This is a genomic window from Halorussus amylolyticus (genome assembly GCF_004143485.2).
GTDB lineage: Archaea > Halobacteriota > Halobacteria > Halobacteriales > Haladaptataceae > Halorussus > Halorussus amylolyticus.
The window spans coordinates 566,988-583,818 of the sequence record NZ_ML974131.1 but is presented as its reverse complement, the minus strand read 5'-3'; the positions used below and the strand labels follow the sequence as shown (position 1 = coordinate 583,818).

Below are 16,831 nucleotides of genomic sequence, written 5' to 3'. Positions count from 1 at the left end.
AATCTGAGTCGCCCGAACTATAACTCTACGCGAGAGCGAAGCGCGCTCGACGAGCGCGCTACACCGCGAATCCGGCCCCCGCGAACCCCGCGAGGAACGACCCGACGGCGGCGAGGAGCGCGAGACCCACCCGATAGCCGACGAGCGCGCGGTCGAACCCTCGCGCCAGCGCGGTCGCGAGCGCGGCCAGAATCGCCGCAAGCAGGATGACGTACCCGCCGACCGCGAGGCCGAGCGCGGCCGTGGGGAACGGTTCACCGAGCGACCCGCCCGCCATCGCGTCGGCGAGCGCGACGGTCGCGCCGCCGACAAGCGGGCCGAAAATCGCGGCGGTGTTCCGAAGCGTTCCGGTCACGCGCGCAAGCTCTCTTCCAGCCTCGCGCTCGACGCGCTGGAGGTCGTCTACGTGGTCTGCCATCGAGACGATTGCCCGTCCGGCGGGGCGGCCCTCGCGGGCGGCCAGCGCCAGCAGCGAGGCCACGCTCCGGGCCTGCGGACTCGGCACGTCGGCGAGCGCACCGTACTCGCCGAGAAACGCCTCTCGAACCCCGATTCGGAGTCGTCGCTGGACACTCGCGGTTTCGCCGAGCATCTCGCCGGTCCGTCCCGCAACTTCGGGGGCGGCGTCCTCGATAGCCGACTCGACGGCCTTCCCGTCGCTCACGCGTCGTCCGACGAGGTAGAGCGCGTCGGTCAAGTGGGCTTCGACAGCGCGGGCGTCGTCTCGGACCAGTTTGACCGGACGGAACCACGCGACCAACGTGGCACCGAGCGCGGCCCCCGGAACCCCGAGCCAGCGCGTCCACGCCGGAAGCGGAGCAGTTCCGGCGAGCGCGACGAGTCCGGCGACCGCACCCGCGACGAGAGCGGGCCAGCGTCGGTCGGGAACCGAAGGATGGCTCCGAGACACCTCCGGTGGGGGGAACGCGGCGGGCCGCCGGACCAACAGCCACGCGCCTGCGGCGACGAGCAGACCGGGCAGGAGCAGGTCGTAGACTGTCACCAGCACGGGAACCGAAATCGGGAACCCCGCGACTCGCGCCGCGGGAAGCACCGCGACCAGCGCGAGGGGGAGCAGGACGCCGAAGGCGTACAGCGCGGTCGTCGGACCCCGAACGCGCTCGGCGAACGTCGCCATCCGGTCGCGGGTGCCGTCGAGGATGGCGTCCATCGCTCGGTCGAGAGTCCGGTTTCGGTCACTCGCGGGGGCGTCGGCCGCCGCGGCCACGAGCAGGACCGCCCGCCGAAGCGGCGGATTCCAGTCGGCCCACGTCGAACCGAACGCCGCCAGTCCCGACTGCGGCGTGCCCGACGCTCGCCGGACGTGTTCGCGGAGGCTGGCCGCGAGCGGGCCGTGCGAGCGCGCGGCGAACGCCGCCGCGCGCTCGCTCACCGGTTCGATTCGCATCCGGAGGACGAGTCGAGCGACGAGCGCGGGCGCGGTCCCGAGCGCCGCGGTCCGTCGCGCTGTGGCCAGCGCGACGGGGCCGCGCCGGGCGGCGTATATCGCGCCGAGCGAGACCGACCCGACCACCGCCAGCACGAGGATTCCGCAGAGTCCGAGAAGCACGGCGGTCCCGTACCCCGCGCGAACGACGGTTTCGGCGGTCACACTCGCGCCGAGGTACGCCAGCGCGCGTTCGAGGTCGGCGTCGGTCTCGACCGGGAACGGGTAGAGCTGAGCCAACTGTCGGAGGGTCACGATTCGCTTCCCTCGCGGTGGGCCTCGCGCTCGGCGGACGCCCTCGTCACGTCCTCGGGGGTCGTCCGACCCTCGCGCGCCAGCGTTTCGAGTAGTTCCGCGCGGTCGGCGAGCGTCTCGCGGACGCCCGCGTAGCGTTCGTCCGGACGAGCGAGCGCGGCGACCAGCGGACTGTCGCCCCGGTCGATTCGGTCCGTCGATTCTACGGTCCCGTCCCGAACCTCGTACAGCGCCTCGAATCGGTCTCCGTCCACGACCTCCTCGATGCGCCGGACTCGACGACGCTTCCCGTCCGAAGTCCGAGTCGTTTCGAGCGTCACCACGAGGTCGGTGGCAGCGAACGACGACGCCGGGACGCCGAGGTCCGAGACGACGCGCTCGCGGACCGCCGCGCCGCCGTCGCCGTGGATGGTGCCGAGGACCGCGTCGCCGCTCGCGCCGACCCGCATCGCCTCGTAGAGGACTGCGGCCTCCTCGCCCCGAACCTCGCCGACGACCAGCGCCCCCTCGCCGAGTCGAAGCGCGGCCCGGAGCGCGTCCGCCGGGTCGAGTCCCGGCCCGTCGCCGGTCGTCGTTCGGAGCGCCTGCACGTCGCGCCCGCCGCCCTCGCGCTGGAGCGCCGCGACCGGGAGTTCGGGCGTGTCCTCGATGACTACCGTCCGAGTCGGCGCGGGAATCTCCCAGAGGAGCGCCGAGAGGAGCGTCGTCTTGCCAGCGCCGCGCGGCCCGGCCACGAGTCCGGCGGCCGCGCGCTCGACCGCGAGCGAGAGGAAGGCCGCGGCGTCGGCCGGAACGGTTCCGTTGGCGACCAGCGCGGGGAGCGTCCACGCCGTCTCGTCGTGCGCCCGGAAGGCGAACCCCGGCCCGTCGCTCACGGGGTCGGTGACGCCCGCGACCCGAACCGTGCCGCCCGCGGTTTCGGCGGTCGCGTCGAGGGTCGGGGCCGCCCGCGAGAACGCCCGACCGCTCGCGCGCCGGAACCGGGAAGCCAACGTCTCCGCGCCCTCGGGGGTCAGCCTGACGTTCGTCCGCATTCGCTCGCCGTCCACCGTCGCTCGGAGGGGGTTGTCGCCGACCGGCGCGGTCGCGAACACGTCTGACACCGCGGGGTCGGCGAAGAAGTCGGCCAACACGCCGTAGCCGCGGGTGTGCTTTTCGAGGACCGCGGAGAGGTCCGCGACCGGGACGTCGCGGTCGTCGCGGCTTTCGTCTCCGTGGCCGTCGGACACCCGGCGAACCGCTCGTCCGGGCGCGCGCTCGTGGTCGCCCGACACCGCCCCCTCCGCGAGCAGGCCGTGAGCGCGCGCCAAGAGTTCCAGCGCGGTCGCGTCGAACGTGTGTTCGACCGGTTCGAGGTGGTAGGTCCGGAGCGCGCGCCCGGACTCGGCGTAGATTCGAACCGTCGCGCCGGTCGAGAGGGTGCGAGTGGCCGAGAGTGCGGCGTCGGGCGGCGGACTCGCGGCGACCCGCGCCTTGGCTATCGGCGGGCCGACGAACGCCCGGAGCGCGTCGGCGTAGTCCTCGCCTCCGTTTCGGTGGGCGGCTTCCGCTATCCCCGTCTCGGCCGCGATGTCGCTCACCGGACCCGCGCGCCCGATTGCGGCGCGCGCGGCCCCGAGGGGGTCGCGCGCGGCGCGGTCGGCGAGCGCCGCGTCGTAGAACGCGGCGCGCTCGACGAACCGTCCGGCCGCGACGAGGAGCGCGGCGGAATCGCCTTCGTAGGCGCGTTCGAGCGCGCCGGTTCGGGTCACGACGGAATTGGCCTCGCGGTCGGCGAGCGCCCGGATTGCGGTCGCTCGGCAGTCCAGATGCGCGACGAGGTCGCCGCGGCCCGGACACCCCTCGGCGTCGAGCAGGAGGCGGTCGCCCTCGAAGACGGGGTCACAGGTGCAGGCGGCATCCTCGCGGTCACGAAATCGCGCCAGCAGGTCTCGCATGGGGCGAGGTGGTCCCGTCTTCGGATTTAAATCTCCGGGCGCTCGCGACCACGGTCGGTCGCCCGTCGATTCGGACGAGTCGGAGGACGACCCGGTGGGTCTCGCCACCTCGAAGGACGAGCGGTCCGTCGTCGGGAGCGAGTCGCCAACCGCGATTGTTCTCCGTCGGGACCGCCGCGCGCAGGTCGAACCCGACTCGGCGGACGCGATGGCGACCGCCGTCGATTCGGGAGGCGAACGCGTCGCGCTCGTCAGTGTCGGCCGCCGAATTTCCTCCGGGGATTCCGCCGAGCGCGACGAGCGCCACCGGGGCGGTCGTGAGCGACTCGCCCGGAAGCGAGACGGTCAGCGTGCGCCGAGGACCGGGAGTTCCGGGTTCGGCAGGACTCTCCTCGCTGACGAGACTCTCTGCGGCCGCTTCGATGCGGTCGAGTTCGGCTTCGGTGAGGCGCTCGCTTCGGGCGGTCCGGGCCGAATCGAGCGCGCTCGTCGCGGCCGCGACGAGCGCGACGGCGAGCGCGACCGCGAGAACCGTGCGGAGCACTACAGGAGATTCCCGACGCACGCGAGCAGGCCGTCGTCCCCGTCGTCTCGGCCGGGGTCGGTATCGGAATCTGAACCGTCCGAGACGGCAGGGCGGCGACGGGGACGTTCGTATCGACGCGCGGAGTCGCAGCGACAGTCGGAATCGCGCGGTTCGGCGTCCGTTTCGAACGGTGCGGCGTCCGTTTCGAGCGATTCGGCCTTCGCCAACGCGGCGTCGGCCCGTCGCTCGACCGCCTCGTTGACCGCGCGAACGTTGCCGACGTAGCCCCGGAGCGCCTGAGTCGCGGCGTCGAGGTCGTCGGCCCGATTCTCCAGTTCGTCGAGTCGCTCGGCGAGCGACTCGACTTCGCGCGCGAGGTTGGCGGCGTCCCGGAGGTCAGTCAAGTCGCGGTCGGCGTCGGTGAGCGCGCGCTCGACCGCGCGAAGTCGCTCGTCGAGCGCGTCGAGGTCGGACATGCGCCGAACTGGTCCCGGTTTGATACTTAAATGTACGCGTCGTGACCATCGCGCGTCGTCCCCACGCCGCAAAGTTGATTGTGCGTGAATGAAAGGAACCGTGCATGAAAGTCGTCCTGATTGGTGTCGGGCAGGCTGGCGGTAAATTAACCCAGAAGCTTGCCGAGTACGACCAGCGGATGGGGTTCGGGGCGGTCAAAGGTGCGCTCGCGGTCAACTCCGCGAAGGCCGACCTCCGGGAACTCGACCTCGAAACGGTGCTCATCGGGCAGTCGCAAGTGAAAGGCCACGGCGTCGGCGGCGACAACGAACTCGGCGCGGAGGTGATGCAGAGCGACGCGACCGAGGTGATGGACGCCCTAGATGGGCGCATCACCGCCGAAGCCGAGGCCATCTTCGTCGTCGCGGGTCTCGGCGGCGGCACCGGGTCGGGCGGCGCGCCGGTCCTCGCGCGCGAACTCAATCGCATCTACCAGATTCCGGTGTACGGTCTCGGCATCCTCCCCGGACAGGGCGAGGGTGCGATGTATCAGGCCAACGCCGGACGCTCGCTCATGACCCTCGTTCGGGAAGCCGACGCGACCCTCCTCATCGACAACGACGCGTGGCACACCTCGGGCGAGAGCGTGGGCGAGGCGTTCGACAAAATCAATCAGAACATCGCCCAGCGGGTCGGTTTGCTGTTCGCCTCGGGCGAGGCGGTCGAGGGCGTCGGCGAGAGCGTGGTGGATTCGAGCGAGGTCATCAACACCCTCCGGTCGGGCGGCATCGCCACGCTCGGGTTCGCCAGCGCAGAAGCCAGCGAGGACGCCGAGGAGAACATCAACACCGTGACCTCGATAACGCGGCGCGCGCTCCTCAGCAATCTCAGCCTCCCGAACGCCGTCGAAGCCGACTCGGGACTGCTCGTGGTAGCCGGGAAACCGGACGCGATTCCCCGGAAAGGCGTCGAGCGCGCCCGAAAGTGGATGGAGGAGGAGACCGGGAGCCTGCAGGTCCGGGGCGGGGACTTCCCGCTCGACAGCGGTCGTCTCGCGGCGCTCATCCTGCTCGGAGGCGTCGAGCGCTCCGCTCGGGTCGAGGCGTTCATGGAGCGCGCGAAGGAGGCGAGCAAGCAGGCCGAGGAACCCCGCGAAGACCCGGCCGAGATGTTCCACAACGACGAACTGGAAGACCTGATTTAGTCCGCTTTCGTGCGACCTTCTCAGACGGCCGCTTTCGCCAACCGAACAGACCACGACGTAGCTATCTGACCAGCCGACAGGATGCGCCGCGTCTGCGCGCTCGGTGAGCTCGCAGACGCACGCGGGGAGGCACGGGGGCGCGGTGCGGTCGCGGTCGCTGTGCGGTTTCACAGGTACCGGAGATAACGGACGTTCTTGTTGCGGGTGATAGCGACTCTGCGGTCAGTTGCCCCCGAGATCGTAGTCCGAAAACACGAATCAAAAACGAATCGTCTCGGCCGACCCCGAATCGCCTCAGACCAGACTCTCGCCGTCGAACTCGCCCGCGTTGTAGTCCAGTTCCATCAGGTCGAGAATCGTGGGCGCGATGTCGTAGAGGTCCACGTCCAGAATCGTCGCGTCCGGGTCGTCCACGAACAGCGACGCGTTGTCGAAACTGTGCATGCCGTTCCGCGGGCCGTGGCCGAACGAGTCGTCGTGGCCCTTGAATCCGGCCTTGAGGTCGAACCCGTGGTTCGGGATGGCGACGAGGTCGGGCGCGATGTCGTCGTGGTCGCCGTGGAACGCGTCTTCCTTCTCGACGACGCGCTCGCAGACCTTGTTGCCGTCGGGGCCTTCGAGATTTTCGAGGGCCTCCTTTAGCTGGGCGCGCTTGTCCTCGTACTCGCTCTCGGGGACGCTCCCGCGGGGTTCGCGGCCTTCGAGGTTGATGTAGAACCGGCCGGGAATCAGCGAGTAGGCTTCGGTGTCGGTGCTGATGTCGCCGAGTTCCTCGTGGTCGTCGTCCTCGAAGGAGAGCCAGCCCTCCTGTTCGAGCCACGTGTTGGCGTAGAACTCGTAGTCGAGGCTGGTGAAGCCGTGGTCGGAGGCGACCAGCATCGTCACGTCGTCCGGGAGGTTCTTCCGAATCTCGCCGAGGTAGCGGTCCACCTTCCGGTAGAAGTCCACGAACTCCTCTTTGTACTCGCCGTCGTCCTCGTAATGTTTGAAGAGGAAGTGGTTCACCCGGTCGGTGGTCATGAACACGCCGAAAAAGAGGTCCCAGTCGTCCTCCTGAATGTAGTGTTTGAACGCCTCGTACCGGGCGTCGAGCGTCTCGTGGGCGTTCTCGATGAACGCCGATTTGTCGTCTTTGTGACCGAGTTTGGCGTTGGCGTCGATGCGGTAGTCGGTCGAGTCGAGATACTCACGGACGTCGTCCGGGTACGCGCCCTTGTCGATGCCGGGCGAGAGGAACCCCGAAACCATGCGCTGGACGTTGCGCTGTGGCGGGAAGGTGACGGGGACGTTCATCACCGTCGCGTCTCGGCCCGCTTCCTGCACGCGGTCCCAGAGTCGGGTCGCCTGCACGTCTCGACCCATCGGAACGTAGGTGTCGTACGAGCCGATTTCGCGGTCCTGGAAGCCGTAGACGCCGGTCTTCCCGGGATTGACTCCGGTGGTGAGGGAGGGCCAGCACGCCGAGGATTCGGGCGGGACGATACTGTCTATCTTCCCGGCCGAACCCTCGTCGGCGAGCGCGGCGAGGTTCTCGAACTCGTCGAAGTGGTCTTCGAGAAAACTGTACGGCACGCCGTCGATACCGAAGAAAGCAACGCGGGGCTTGTCGTCGCCACGAAGTCGGTCGAAGAGACCCATGTGGCTTCGTAAGACGACCCCCTACATGAAATTTCTTTTCGTAAGGAGCGCCTTCGGCACGAACGATGATGAAGGATTCGCGCCGGAGGCGCACGAGCGTCCGACCGCGCGAGGGTCGGACGGGACGAACTGGCTGTTTCGGAGGCTAGTCAGACCACGGGACGCGCCGCGCGCTCTCGCTCGCACATCGCGAGCGAGAGCGTGCACGCCGTCGGAGCACGCTCCGACGAGCCTGCGTTCGCTTCGCTCACGCAGACGCGGGGAGGCACGGGGGCGCGGTGCGTCAGCGGTGGCGGATGCGGTGCTGTGCGGTCTCATATGTACCGGGAGTCGCTAGCGTTCGCGTTGCGGTCGTTCTACTTCAGAGGAATTAGCATCGCACTGCCGCCATCCTTTCCAGAGCAATTAGCGTTCACACTGCGAACGCCCGCTCTCGAAACGACGAACCGAGCGGACCGGTCCCGAGAGTATTCTATTACGAACTCTCAAACGACTCGAACAGCGCCTTCCGAGTACTCGCGTCGATGAGCATGTCGAGCGTCTCGGCGTGCTTGTTATCGACCTGCCCGAACAGACCGAGCGGCACCCGCGCGGTCGCGGCGTCGGTGTTGCCGCCGGTCGTCTCGCTCGTCTCGAACGCGGTGTCGAGGATGTCGAACGCGTTGGTCCGCACGTCCTCGGCGCGACACGACACCACGATGGTCTCCTCGTGGATGCCGAACACCGCGGCGGTCGAGACGCCCTCCAGTCGGAGCATGGTGTCGGCGGCCTCCTCCAGTGCCGACACCGCCGGGACCGACCCGACGTTCGTGACCGCGAGGCTCGCGCGGCGCTCGCGGTTCGCGATTGCGTCGCTGATAACGTCGAAGGTGTCGCCGCTCATGCCCGGCGAGCGGAGGTCCTCGATGCGGCCGAGGTCGGCGTAGGCGTGAAGGAAGCCCGCCGCCTCGTAGTCGTGCTGGCCGTTCGCCCGGCGGAACTCTCGGGTTCCGGCCCGGACGCCGTGGAGGAGCGCGGTCGCGATTCGCTGGTCGGGCACGACTCGCTCCTGCTGGAGGAGCCGGGCCACCGTGGTCGAAGTCGCGCCGTCGTCGGTCGGCGTGACGGTGAGGATGTTCTCCTCGGCGGTAGGTCGGTGGCGTATCACCGCGACGACCGGGGGGTTGTTCGAGAGTCGCGGCACGCCGCCGCCGCCGCCGACAGCGATTGCGGCGTCGCAATCGGTGAGTTCCTTGGGGTCGTCGGTGATGACCGTGAGTTCGAGGTCGAAGATGTTGGAGAACGTCTTGCTGTCCTCGCCCGTGACCGCGCCCTCGGCGAACAGGCGCGCGGTGACGCCCCACTCCTTGCAGAGCGCCTGCAGGCCGACTGCGGCGGCGAGCGCGTCGATGCTCGGTCCCTCGGGGACGACGAGCGCGACACGGTTCTGGCCCGCGACCGTGTTCTTGAGCGCGTCCACGAGGTCCGGGTCGGGGTCGCGCCGCCATCCGTTGACCGACTGTGCGGCGTACAACACGAACCCCCCCGAGAGCAGCAACAGCGTGGCTGCCATCACTACCATCTCGACACTGTCGAACGGGGACCCGAGCGCCATCGATTCGGGGTGTCTGGCCCAGCATCAAATAGTTTCGGGGTGATTTGGAGAGCTATCGGGGGAGGCAGATTTTGAATACGGAGGGGATATAAGTCGGTATCGTTATTATGCCAGGAGGCATACTCTGAACTATGGGACTGAACAGGGATGCTGAGGACGACATGGACCGGGACGTTCGTGACAACCCCGGCCTGTATGAGGCGTTGGCAGCGAACGCCGACTCGGACGACGACGAGTAGCGGTTTTTAGCGGTCTGGCGTTGGAGTTGAGTACTGCAGTACACCTGCGAAGTAGAGTCGCCAGACGAGGAAGAGTCGGTCTGTTCTATAGAGTGTATCTAACCGAATCTCAGGAACCTTCCGGCGCACCTCATGAGAGCGGATAGACGCTTGTCGAGTCCGAGTTATTGGCCAATCGCCAAGTACGATGCCGTTGTCTCGAAGCAATTTCCGCAGGAGAACCATCGCCGTTCGATGGTTTGCATCAGGGAAGAAATGCTTCCCAACGACCGCGTGCATCCACCCAGCACACTGATCGCATAGTGAAGCAGTAGTTGGGAATTGGGAGAGAACACGCCGGAGATCGTGATTCCGTACCACCGAGATTTGATGATGGAGTTCTTGCGTCGATTCGTGGCCCAGACGTTCATACTCCGTGTCTCCGTTGAGGAATTTGTGGTTCTGGGATTTGAAGTTCTCCGCGTCGAGAGATGAGAGGTCGGTGATTCGAGGTAACTCCACCGGCACAGCGCCGAGTACGCAGGACGTACTCTTGAATCCGACCCTTCGAAAGAATCCATGCTAGAAACCAACGTCCTCGAACGGATTTTTCAGAGTCGAAACCTCGAACCTCGTCGTTTTCGAACCCCTTCAACCACGTCGAACCTGAAACAGCTAAATCATGTCTTCAAGTGCTATCTTACTGTCACAACGCTCCAATAGAAACACTACCGATGCGGTCTGCCGAGACGAAAAACGACCCGCCAAGAAACGGGTTTTCGAGGGCGACGAAACTACGCGAACTGCTCTTCGTAGAGGTCCATCGCGTGTTCGATGGCGTCCTTCGCGGCCTGCTTGTCCTCCCAGCCTAGCGTCTCGACTTCTTTGCCCTCCTCCAAGTTCTTGTAGGTCGAGAAGAACTCGTCTATCTCGTCGCGGGTCTGCTGGGGGATGTCTTCGAGGTCCTCGATGTGGTCGTACCGGGGGTCCTCGATGGGGACCGCGATGACCTTGTCGTCCTGCTCGCCGTCGTCGTCCATCTTCATCAGCGCGACCGGACGGGCCTCGATGACGCACCCGGGGAACGTCTGGTCCTCGACGAGGACGAGCACGTCGAAGGGGTCCTCGTCGTCGTAGTACGACTGGGGAAGGAAGCCGTAGTCGCTCGGGTAGTGGACGTTGCTGTGGAGGACTCTGTCGAGCATCACGCCCGGAATGTCCTTGTCGTACTCGTACTTGTTCCGCTCGCCCTTGAGACACTCCACGACCGCGTAAATCTCCTCGGGTGGGTTCGGTCCGGTCTCCAAGTCTTCCCAGAGGTTCGTCATGTGCGCTCTGAATTCGGTCCGAAGTCGGGAAAGTCCTTTCGGCATCCGCCCGAAAGCCCGGCGACCAAAACCATAAAATCGACAGATAGGTAGCCGTAATTTTTGGAGACCTATTTAAAACACGCGACGGGTCGCGGTACAAATCAACGATAAACTCCGGAAACTCCGACCGAGTTGGGAAAGATTAAATACCATGGTGACAAATCCGCGGGTGTCAGAGTCTATGTCAGAGGCACAGACACTCACAGAGACGAGTACCGCACGCAACCTCACTGCGTTCCAGCACAACATCCTGACCATCCTCTCGAAGGAGGCGATGTACGGTCTCGCCATCAAGCGAGAACTCGAATCGTTCTACGACGAGGAAGTCAACCACGGCCGCCTGTACCCGAACCTTGATACGCTGGTCGAGAAGGGGTACGTCGAGAAGAGCGAACTCGACAAGCGGACGAATCAGTACGAACTCACCGAGGAAGGGCTGGCCGTCGTGGTCGATGCCCTCCAGTGGACGCTCTCGAAGTTCGTCACCGACGACGACCGCGCCGAGCAGATTCGGGACCTCGTCGCCGACAACGAGTAACTACTCGTCGGCGACTTCGAACACGAGTTCGACCGACTCCCCTACGACCGACCGCTGTTTTTTCGTCGGCCACGCGTTCCGCGGGAAGTACTCCGTCAGAAATTCGGTTACGTCCGCGTCGGTCGCCGACTCGACCCGCCGAGCGTAGTGATTTCCCATGAAGTCCGCGAACGCGGCCGCGTTGTCGCCGTGGACGTCGCCGTGGGCTTCGCGGACCCTCGACGCAACCTCGCGGTTGTGTGCGTCCACCGCGTCCCAGTCGTCGGGGTCGCCCGGTCCGGACAGCGACACTTCGACCGCGCGGGACGTGTCGTCGATTCGCTCGACCTGTATCCGCCCGTCCGCGGTCCACTCCGCGGGGTGGAGTACCAGCGTCTCGCTCGCGTCGTCCTCGCGGACGCGCGCGGTGTAGTCGTGTTCGCCGAGCAGGGCGTCGCGCTCGGCGCGGTAGGCGTCGGCCTCCGCGTCGTCCACCGCCTCGCGCGCGAGGCGAGTGAGTCGTTCGGCGCGCTCTACGATGTCCTCGGGAAGGTCGTCGTCAGGCATGGTCGAGCGCCTCGTTCGCGAGTTCGTCGGCCCGGTCGTTTATCTCCCGCGGAACGTGGCGTAGCTCCCAGTCGTCGAACTCGGTCAGGAGTTCTCGGACGGTCACTCTGCGCTCGCGGAGTTCGGGGTCGTTGGTGTTCCACGCGCCCGTGACCTGCTTGACGATGAGCTGTGAATCGCCTTTCACTTCGATACTGTCGAAGCCGTAGTCGCGCGCCGCCCGGAGCGCGCGAATCAGCGCGTCGTACTCGGCCTGATTGTTGGTCGCACGGCCGATGCGGTCGCTCCCCTCGCCAGCGATGCCGTCGCTGGTGACGATGACCCACCCGACCGCCGCCGGACCGGGGTTCCCGCGACTCGCGCCGTCGAAGTAGACGTAGGCGTGGCCGCCCTCCTCGCGCAGGAGCGCTTCGATGTCCGGGGGGTTCGACCCCTGCACGACGACTTTTCCGTCGTAGGCGACCGCGACCGCGCCGCCGTACTCCGCGCGCCACCGCTCGTAGTCCGAGCCGCCAGCAGAGATATCGGCCCCGGCGTCGAGCAGTGTCTCGCGTGCGGCGTCCACGTCGCACTCGATAACGGGCATGGGGTCACGTCCGCGTCACCCGCATAAACGCTTTCCGATGGGGTCTCGTCGGGCGATTCGGCGGGAACGCCCGTCTCCCGTGCCGAGGCGGTTCGCGGCGGCTTCTGTTGGATTTAGAACAATACAATGCCGGCCAAAGCTTTATGTTCGTTGGCAGTACTACTATAAAAGTGCGATGACACGGTCCACTCGCCAGCGGGAGCGCCAAGCCGAGGCGGAGCAAGGGGACGAGGCCAAAGAGGGCGTACGGGAGTGCCCGGAGTGCAACTCCGATAACCTCGTCAAGAGTTCCGACAGGGCGGAACTCGTGTGCGACGACTGTGGTCTGGTCGTCGAAGAAGAACAGATAGACCCGGGTCCGGAGTGGCGCGCGTTCAACCATCAGGAGCGCCAACAGAAGTCGCGCGTGGGAGCGCCGACGACCCAGACCATGCATGACAAGGGGTTGACCACGACTATCGACTGGAAGGACAAGGACGCCTACGGCCGGTCTATTTCTTCGAAGAAGCGGAGTCAGATGCACCGCCTGCGAAAGTGGCAAGAGCGCATCCGGACGAAGGACGCGGGCGAGCGGAATCTCCAGTTCGCGCTGTCCGAAATCGACCGGATGGCGAGCGCGCTCGGCGTCCCGCGGTCGGTCCGCGAGGTCGCGTCGGTCATCTACCGACGCGCGCTCAAAGAGGACCTGATTCGGGGGCGTTCAATCGAGGGCGTCGCCACCAGCGCGCTCTACGCCGCGTGTCGCAAGGAGGGCATTCCGCGAAGCCTCGAAGAAATCTCGGAGGTATCGCGCGTCGAACGCAAGGAAATCGGGCGAACGTACCGCTACATCTCTCAGGAACTCGGACTGGAGATGAAGCCGGTCGACCCGAAGAAGTACGTCCCCCGATTCTGTTCCGAACTCGAACTCAGCGAAGAGGTCCAGACGAAAGCCAACGACATCATCGAAACCACGGCCGAGGAAGGCCTCTTGTCCGGCAAATCGCCGACGGGGTACGCCGCGGCCGCGATTTACGCTGCATCGCTACTCTGTAACGAGAAGAAGACCCAGCGCGAGGTCGCCGATGTCGCGCAGGTCACCGAAGTCACCATCCGAAATCGGTATCAGGAGCAGATCGAGGCGATGGGTATCCACAGCTAATCTCGCGGTTCTCGCTCACTCTTCTGCGATTCTCCGGTGTGCCTCTCGAACGCGGCCGCCCCGATTCGTCGAGCGGCGCGCTCGGCAAATTGTGACCGACTTCGGCTCAGAACCCGAATATCGGAACGAACCGGAAGGTGAGGTACGCGCCGAGCGTGGCTATCGCCGGGACGACGTTCTGCATCAGAACGACGCGGGCGGTCGTCGCGGGGTCGAACAGCGCCCCCGCGTGGGGAACGTCCTCGGGGTCCTCCTCGCCGATGGGCGGGAGTTCCTCGCCCTCTTCGTCGGAGGCCAGCGCGTTGACCGAGACCGGCGAGTCGCCTTCGCCGGTGACCGCCTCGGGGAGGGTCATCGGTCGGGTCGCTCGACCCCAGCCGAGTCCGATAATCGAGGTCGTCGCGATGATGACGAAGCTCGCGGGAATCCCGAGCGCCGAGAGGAAGACGACGAGCGTGGAACTGACCGTGGCGACGACGATGGCCGCGGTCAGCGGGAGTTCGGTGATGTCGCTCCCCATCGTCTCCAGCGTCCGGCGCGCAATCGTGAACGCGCCGACCACGACCGCGACACAGCCGATGAGTATCGCGGGGTTCATCGCGAGTTCGCCGCTGCCGACGAGCGGCGCGACCGCGTTCGCGATGTTCGACGTGCCGGAGCTAAACGCCATCAGGCAGCCGATAGCGACCACCGTAATCGTCCCGACTACCTCCCGGCGATTGGTCGTCCGGTGGAGGCGCGGAATCGGGACGAGTCCCGAGCGGTCGATGTCGAGCAACGGCCCCTCGCTCCGCTCGATTGCGACCATGCGATTGAGTCGCGCGTAGAAGTATCGGCCGATGATTAGCGACACCCAAAAGCCCACGATGGGCGAGACGACCCACCACGTCACGATTTCGCCCATCACGGCGAGGTCGAGCGCGTCGCCCGCCAGACCCAACCCCGCGATAGCCCCGACGGCCGTCATCGAGGTCGAGGCGGGCACGCCGAAGACGTTCCCCACGAACAGCGCGATGCCGATGAAAAACAGCACCGCGATGGACGACTCGGGCGTGAACACGCCGGTATCGACGACGAGTTCGCTCCCGAGTTTCGTCACGACGTTTCGGCCGATTGTCCAGGCACCAATGAAGAAGAACAGGCCCATCAGCGCCGCGGCGGCCGTCTTCGAAATCGCGTCCGCGCCGACCGCGGGACCGAAGGCTGGCCCGGTCGTCGCGCCGCCGATGTTGTACGCGACGAACATCGCGACGACGACGCCGACGATGAGGAGAACGTCCACCATCAGTCTTTCCCGTCCGTCGCGTCGTCTTTCTTGGGAGCGTCCTCCGCGGATTCGAGTTGCTCCTCCAGCGTCTGTTCGACCGTTTCGCCGACCTTCTCCTCGACCGTTTCGCCGACTTTCTCTTCGACGGTTTCGCCGACTTCCTTTTCCACCGTCTTCCCGACGGTCTCCTCGACCGTCTCGCTGACCTTCTGCTCGACGGTTTCGCCGACTTCCTTTTCCACCGTCTTGCCAACGGTCTCCTCGACTGTCTCTTCGACGGTTTCGCCCACTGTCTTCTCGACCGTTTCGCCGACCGTCTTTTCGACCGTCTCTCCGACTGTCTTCTCGACGGTTTCGTTCACCTTCTCCTCGACGGCGGTGCCGACCGTCTCGTCGACGGTCTCGCCCACGGTTTCGCCGACCGTCTTCTCGACCGTCTCGCCCACTTTCTCCTCGACGGTGTCACCGACGGTCTTCTCGACAGTTTCGCCCACCTTCTCCTCGACCGTGTCGTTGACGGTCTCCTCCACGGTTTCCTCGACCGTCTCCTTGACGACCGTGGTCATCCACTCGGGGTCGAATCGCGCCATCTTCCACACGACGTGGAGGAGGTACGACAGCAGGATGCCGAACCCGAACGCGAGTCCGATTGCGTAGTCGGTGACGACTATCAAGCCCACCGAAATCGCAATCAACAGGCCGTACGCGAGGTCCACAATCGTGTCGACGCGCGTCGGATTCATTGGCCTCCGAATAGTTCTTCGCAGCGTTCACTTGTAGGAGCGTTCCGCTGGCCACCACGTCTTAGAAAATACATGCGTATCTCTACAGAACGGTTCTCGGTTCAAGTACTTTGCCAAAGACGGCGTCACCACCGTTCGCCGACTTCGAACTCGGGGTTTTATCTGCCGGTCGGACGAACGAAACGTGATGCTCGTCCTCGGAGACGCTCACGCCGACGACCCCGACAACCGCCGCGCGCTCTTCGCGGCCTATCGGGATGCCGACGCCGACGTGGCGCTCCAACTCGGCGACCTCATCTACTACGACCTCCCGATTCCGACCTACTTCATCGGCGGGAACAACGAGGACTTCGACACTATCGACGCGCTCCGATACGGCCGGGTCGAGAGTTCGGACGTGACGAACGCCTTCCTGCTCGCGAGCACCGCGGCCGAAGTCGAAGGCCTCCGAATCGCGGGGCTGTCGGGCAACTACGCCCCGACCCAGTACGACCGACCGCGGCCGAACCTCCACGGCGAGCGCCGCCGCCACTTCGTCCGCGACGACGTAGAGCAGGCGAAGCAAATCGAGGATGTGGACGTGCTCCTCGTCCACGAAGCGCCCCACGGACTCCCCGTGGACGAGGAGTACGACGTGGGGTGTCCGCACATCGACGAACTGCTCGACGCGGTCGAACCCCGACTCTGTCTGGTCGGCCACCACCACCAGCACGCCGAATCGACGTTCGGCGACACTCGCGTCGTGGGCCTCGCGCCCGTGTGGGAGTCGTACTACACGCTCGATACGGAAACGCTCGAAGTCACGGCTCACGACACGCCGTCGGCGTAGTCACGCCGACGGCGTGAGCGTTGGTCGAAAGGCGACGAAAACCGAACTGCGAAATCGTCTCGGTGGCTCTGCCAGCGAGTAGATTACGGGTCCGAAAGGCTCGCGCAGATAGACTCACAGATGGCGGATTCTAACCCCGTGTTCCGATAGCCTGCAGCGAGATTGAGGTCGACGGCCCAGAATCGGCCTTCGTCGTCCCGGACGAAATCCACCCCGACGCCTCGAAGGTCAGCGCGTTCGACGAGGCGTCGGAGGCTGGCGGTGAGTGTCGGTCTGGCCCGTGCCCTGCCGAGGAATCGTTTGGGGCCGTACAGCTTCGAGGTGACGCGCCTGCCCGCCGTCTGAATGCGCTCCCCGTCGTCGACGGCGTAATACTTGTAATCGACCGGTTCCGTCGAGATTAGTTCCTGGTAGAAGTCCCCCTCGCCGTTCAGTTCGGGCTCCCCGCTCCAGATGGAGTAATCCTTTGCGACGTACTCCCCCGCGGGTTTCTCGAACGTCACCGTCGGCGTGCGAAATCCCACTTCTTCAAGCGC

The 16,831-nt window shown here is 65.9% G+C and carries 16 protein-coding genes; 4 read left to right on the top strand and 12 right to left on the bottom strand.

Translation table 11 applies throughout. The features are described 5' to 3' along the window. Positions 1 to 58 precede the first annotated feature (58 nt). Genes EKH81_RS06890 through EKH81_RS06875 form a run of 4 tightly spaced genes read right to left on the bottom strand, consistent with a single transcriptional unit; the run spans position 59 to position 4,641 of the window. Entirely contained in the window at positions 59 to 1,702 is a 1,644-nt protein-coding gene (locus EKH81_RS06890; RefSeq protein ID WP_238392136.1) for a type II secretion system F family protein, read from the bottom strand. Continuing rightward, the gene (locus tag EKH81_RS06885) at positions 1,699 to 3,639 is read right to left on the bottom strand and encodes an ATPase, T2SS/T4P/T4SS family (RefSeq protein ID WP_132057426.1); all 1,941 of its coding nucleotides are present in this window, start codon (positions 3,637 to 3,639) and stop codon (positions 1,699 to 1,701) included. The genes EKH81_RS06890 and EKH81_RS06885 overlap by 4 nt, the downstream gene beginning before the upstream one ends. After that, positions 3,611 to 4,183 (bottom strand): DUF7311 family protein, encoded by a 573-nt coding sequence (locus EKH81_RS06880; protein WP_132057425.1) that lies wholly within the window; start codon positions 4,181 to 4,183, stop codon positions 3,611 to 3,613. The genes EKH81_RS06885 and EKH81_RS06880 overlap by 29 nt, the downstream gene beginning before the upstream one ends. After that, on the bottom strand, positions 4,183 to 4,641 hold the full coding sequence (locus tag EKH81_RS06875) for a DUF7310 family coiled-coil domain-containing protein (RefSeq protein ID WP_132057424.1): 459 nt from the start codon (positions 4,639 to 4,641) through the stop codon (positions 4,183 to 4,185). The genes EKH81_RS06880 and EKH81_RS06875 overlap by 1 nt, the downstream gene beginning before the upstream one ends. Positions 4,642 to 4,745: 104 nt before the next feature. Between EKH81_RS06875 and EKH81_RS06870 the strand changes: the two genes are divergently transcribed. Then, the gene (locus EKH81_RS06870; RefSeq protein WP_132057423.1) at positions 4,746 to 5,825 is read left to right on the top strand and encodes a tubulin/FtsZ family protein; all 1,080 of its coding nucleotides are present in this window, start codon (positions 4,746 to 4,748) and stop codon (positions 5,823 to 5,825) included. Between the two features lie 294 nt (positions 5,826 to 6,119). Here EKH81_RS06870 and EKH81_RS06865 read toward each other — a convergent pair whose 3' ends face one another. From EKH81_RS06865 to EKH81_RS06855, 3 genes are all read right to left on the bottom strand, one after another. Continuing rightward, positions 6,120 to 7,463, bottom strand: coding sequence for an alkaline phosphatase family protein (locus EKH81_RS06865; protein ID WP_132057422.1), 1,344 nt, complete (start codon positions 7,461 to 7,463; stop codon positions 6,120 to 6,122). Positions 7,464 to 7,938: 475 nt separating this feature from the next. Then, the gene (locus EKH81_RS06860) at positions 7,939 to 9,057 is read right to left on the bottom strand and encodes a DHH family phosphoesterase (protein ID WP_238392135.1); all 1,119 of its coding nucleotides are present in this window, start codon (positions 9,055 to 9,057) and stop codon (positions 7,939 to 7,941) included. A gap of 1,012 nt (positions 9,058 to 10,069) precedes the next feature. Continuing rightward, a complete protein-coding gene (locus EKH81_RS06855; RefSeq protein WP_132057420.1) occupies positions 10,070 to 10,603 on the bottom strand; it encodes an inorganic diphosphatase in 534 nt (177 codons plus the stop codon). Between the two features lie 223 nt (positions 10,604 to 10,826). Between EKH81_RS06855 and EKH81_RS06850 the strand changes: the two genes are divergently transcribed. Continuing rightward, positions 10,827 to 11,183 carry a PadR family transcriptional regulator gene (locus EKH81_RS06850; RefSeq protein WP_132057419.1) on the top strand — a complete coding sequence of 119 codons (357 nt, stop codon included), beginning with the start codon at positions 10,827 to 10,829 and terminating at the stop codon, positions 11,181 to 11,183. Here the strand turns inward: EKH81_RS06850 and EKH81_RS06845 are convergent, their stop codons facing one another. Together EKH81_RS06845 and rnhA are read right to left on the bottom strand one after the other, a co-directional pair. Continuing rightward, a complete protein-coding gene (locus EKH81_RS06845) occupies positions 11,184 to 11,729 on the bottom strand; it encodes a DUF7108 family protein (RefSeq protein WP_132057418.1) in 546 nt (181 codons plus the stop codon). Next, positions 11,722 to 12,315 (bottom strand): ribonuclease HI, encoded by a 594-nt coding sequence (gene rnhA, locus EKH81_RS06840; RefSeq protein ID WP_132057417.1) that lies wholly within the window; start codon positions 12,313 to 12,315, stop codon positions 11,722 to 11,724. The genes EKH81_RS06845 and rnhA overlap by 8 nt, the downstream gene beginning before the upstream one ends. A gap of 175 nt (positions 12,316 to 12,490) precedes the next feature. Here rnhA and EKH81_RS06835 point away from each other — a divergent pair, with 175 nt between their 5' ends. After that, a complete protein-coding gene (locus EKH81_RS06835; RefSeq protein WP_132057416.1) occupies positions 12,491 to 13,456 on the top strand; it encodes a transcription initiation factor IIB in 966 nt (321 codons plus the stop codon). A gap of 106 nt (positions 13,457 to 13,562) precedes the next feature. Here EKH81_RS06835 and EKH81_RS06830 read toward each other — a convergent pair whose 3' ends face one another. Together EKH81_RS06830 and EKH81_RS06825 are read right to left on the bottom strand one after the other, a co-directional pair. Continuing rightward, the gene (locus EKH81_RS06830) at positions 13,563 to 14,741 is read right to left on the bottom strand and encodes an inorganic phosphate transporter (protein WP_132057415.1); all 1,179 of its coding nucleotides are present in this window, start codon (positions 14,739 to 14,741) and stop codon (positions 13,563 to 13,565) included. Then, complete coding sequence (locus tag EKH81_RS06825) at positions 14,741 to 15,466, bottom strand: hypothetical protein (RefSeq protein WP_132057414.1); 726 nt, start codon at positions 15,464 to 15,466, stop codon at positions 14,741 to 14,743. The genes EKH81_RS06830 and EKH81_RS06825 overlap by 1 nt, the downstream gene beginning before the upstream one ends. A 184-nt stretch (positions 15,467 to 15,650) precedes the next feature. Between EKH81_RS06825 and EKH81_RS06820 the strand changes: the two genes are divergently transcribed. After that, on the top strand, positions 15,651 to 16,295 hold the full coding sequence (locus EKH81_RS06820; RefSeq protein ID WP_274380486.1) for a metallophosphoesterase family protein: 645 nt from the start codon (positions 15,651 to 15,653) through the stop codon (positions 16,293 to 16,295). Between the two features lie 83 nt (positions 16,296 to 16,378). Here EKH81_RS06820 and EKH81_RS06815 read toward each other — a convergent pair whose 3' ends face one another. Further along, a complete protein-coding gene (locus EKH81_RS06815) occupies positions 16,379 to 16,798 on the bottom strand; it encodes a hypothetical protein (RefSeq protein ID WP_132057412.1) in 420 nt (139 codons plus the stop codon). Positions 16,799 to 16,831: the final 33 nt, after the last annotated feature.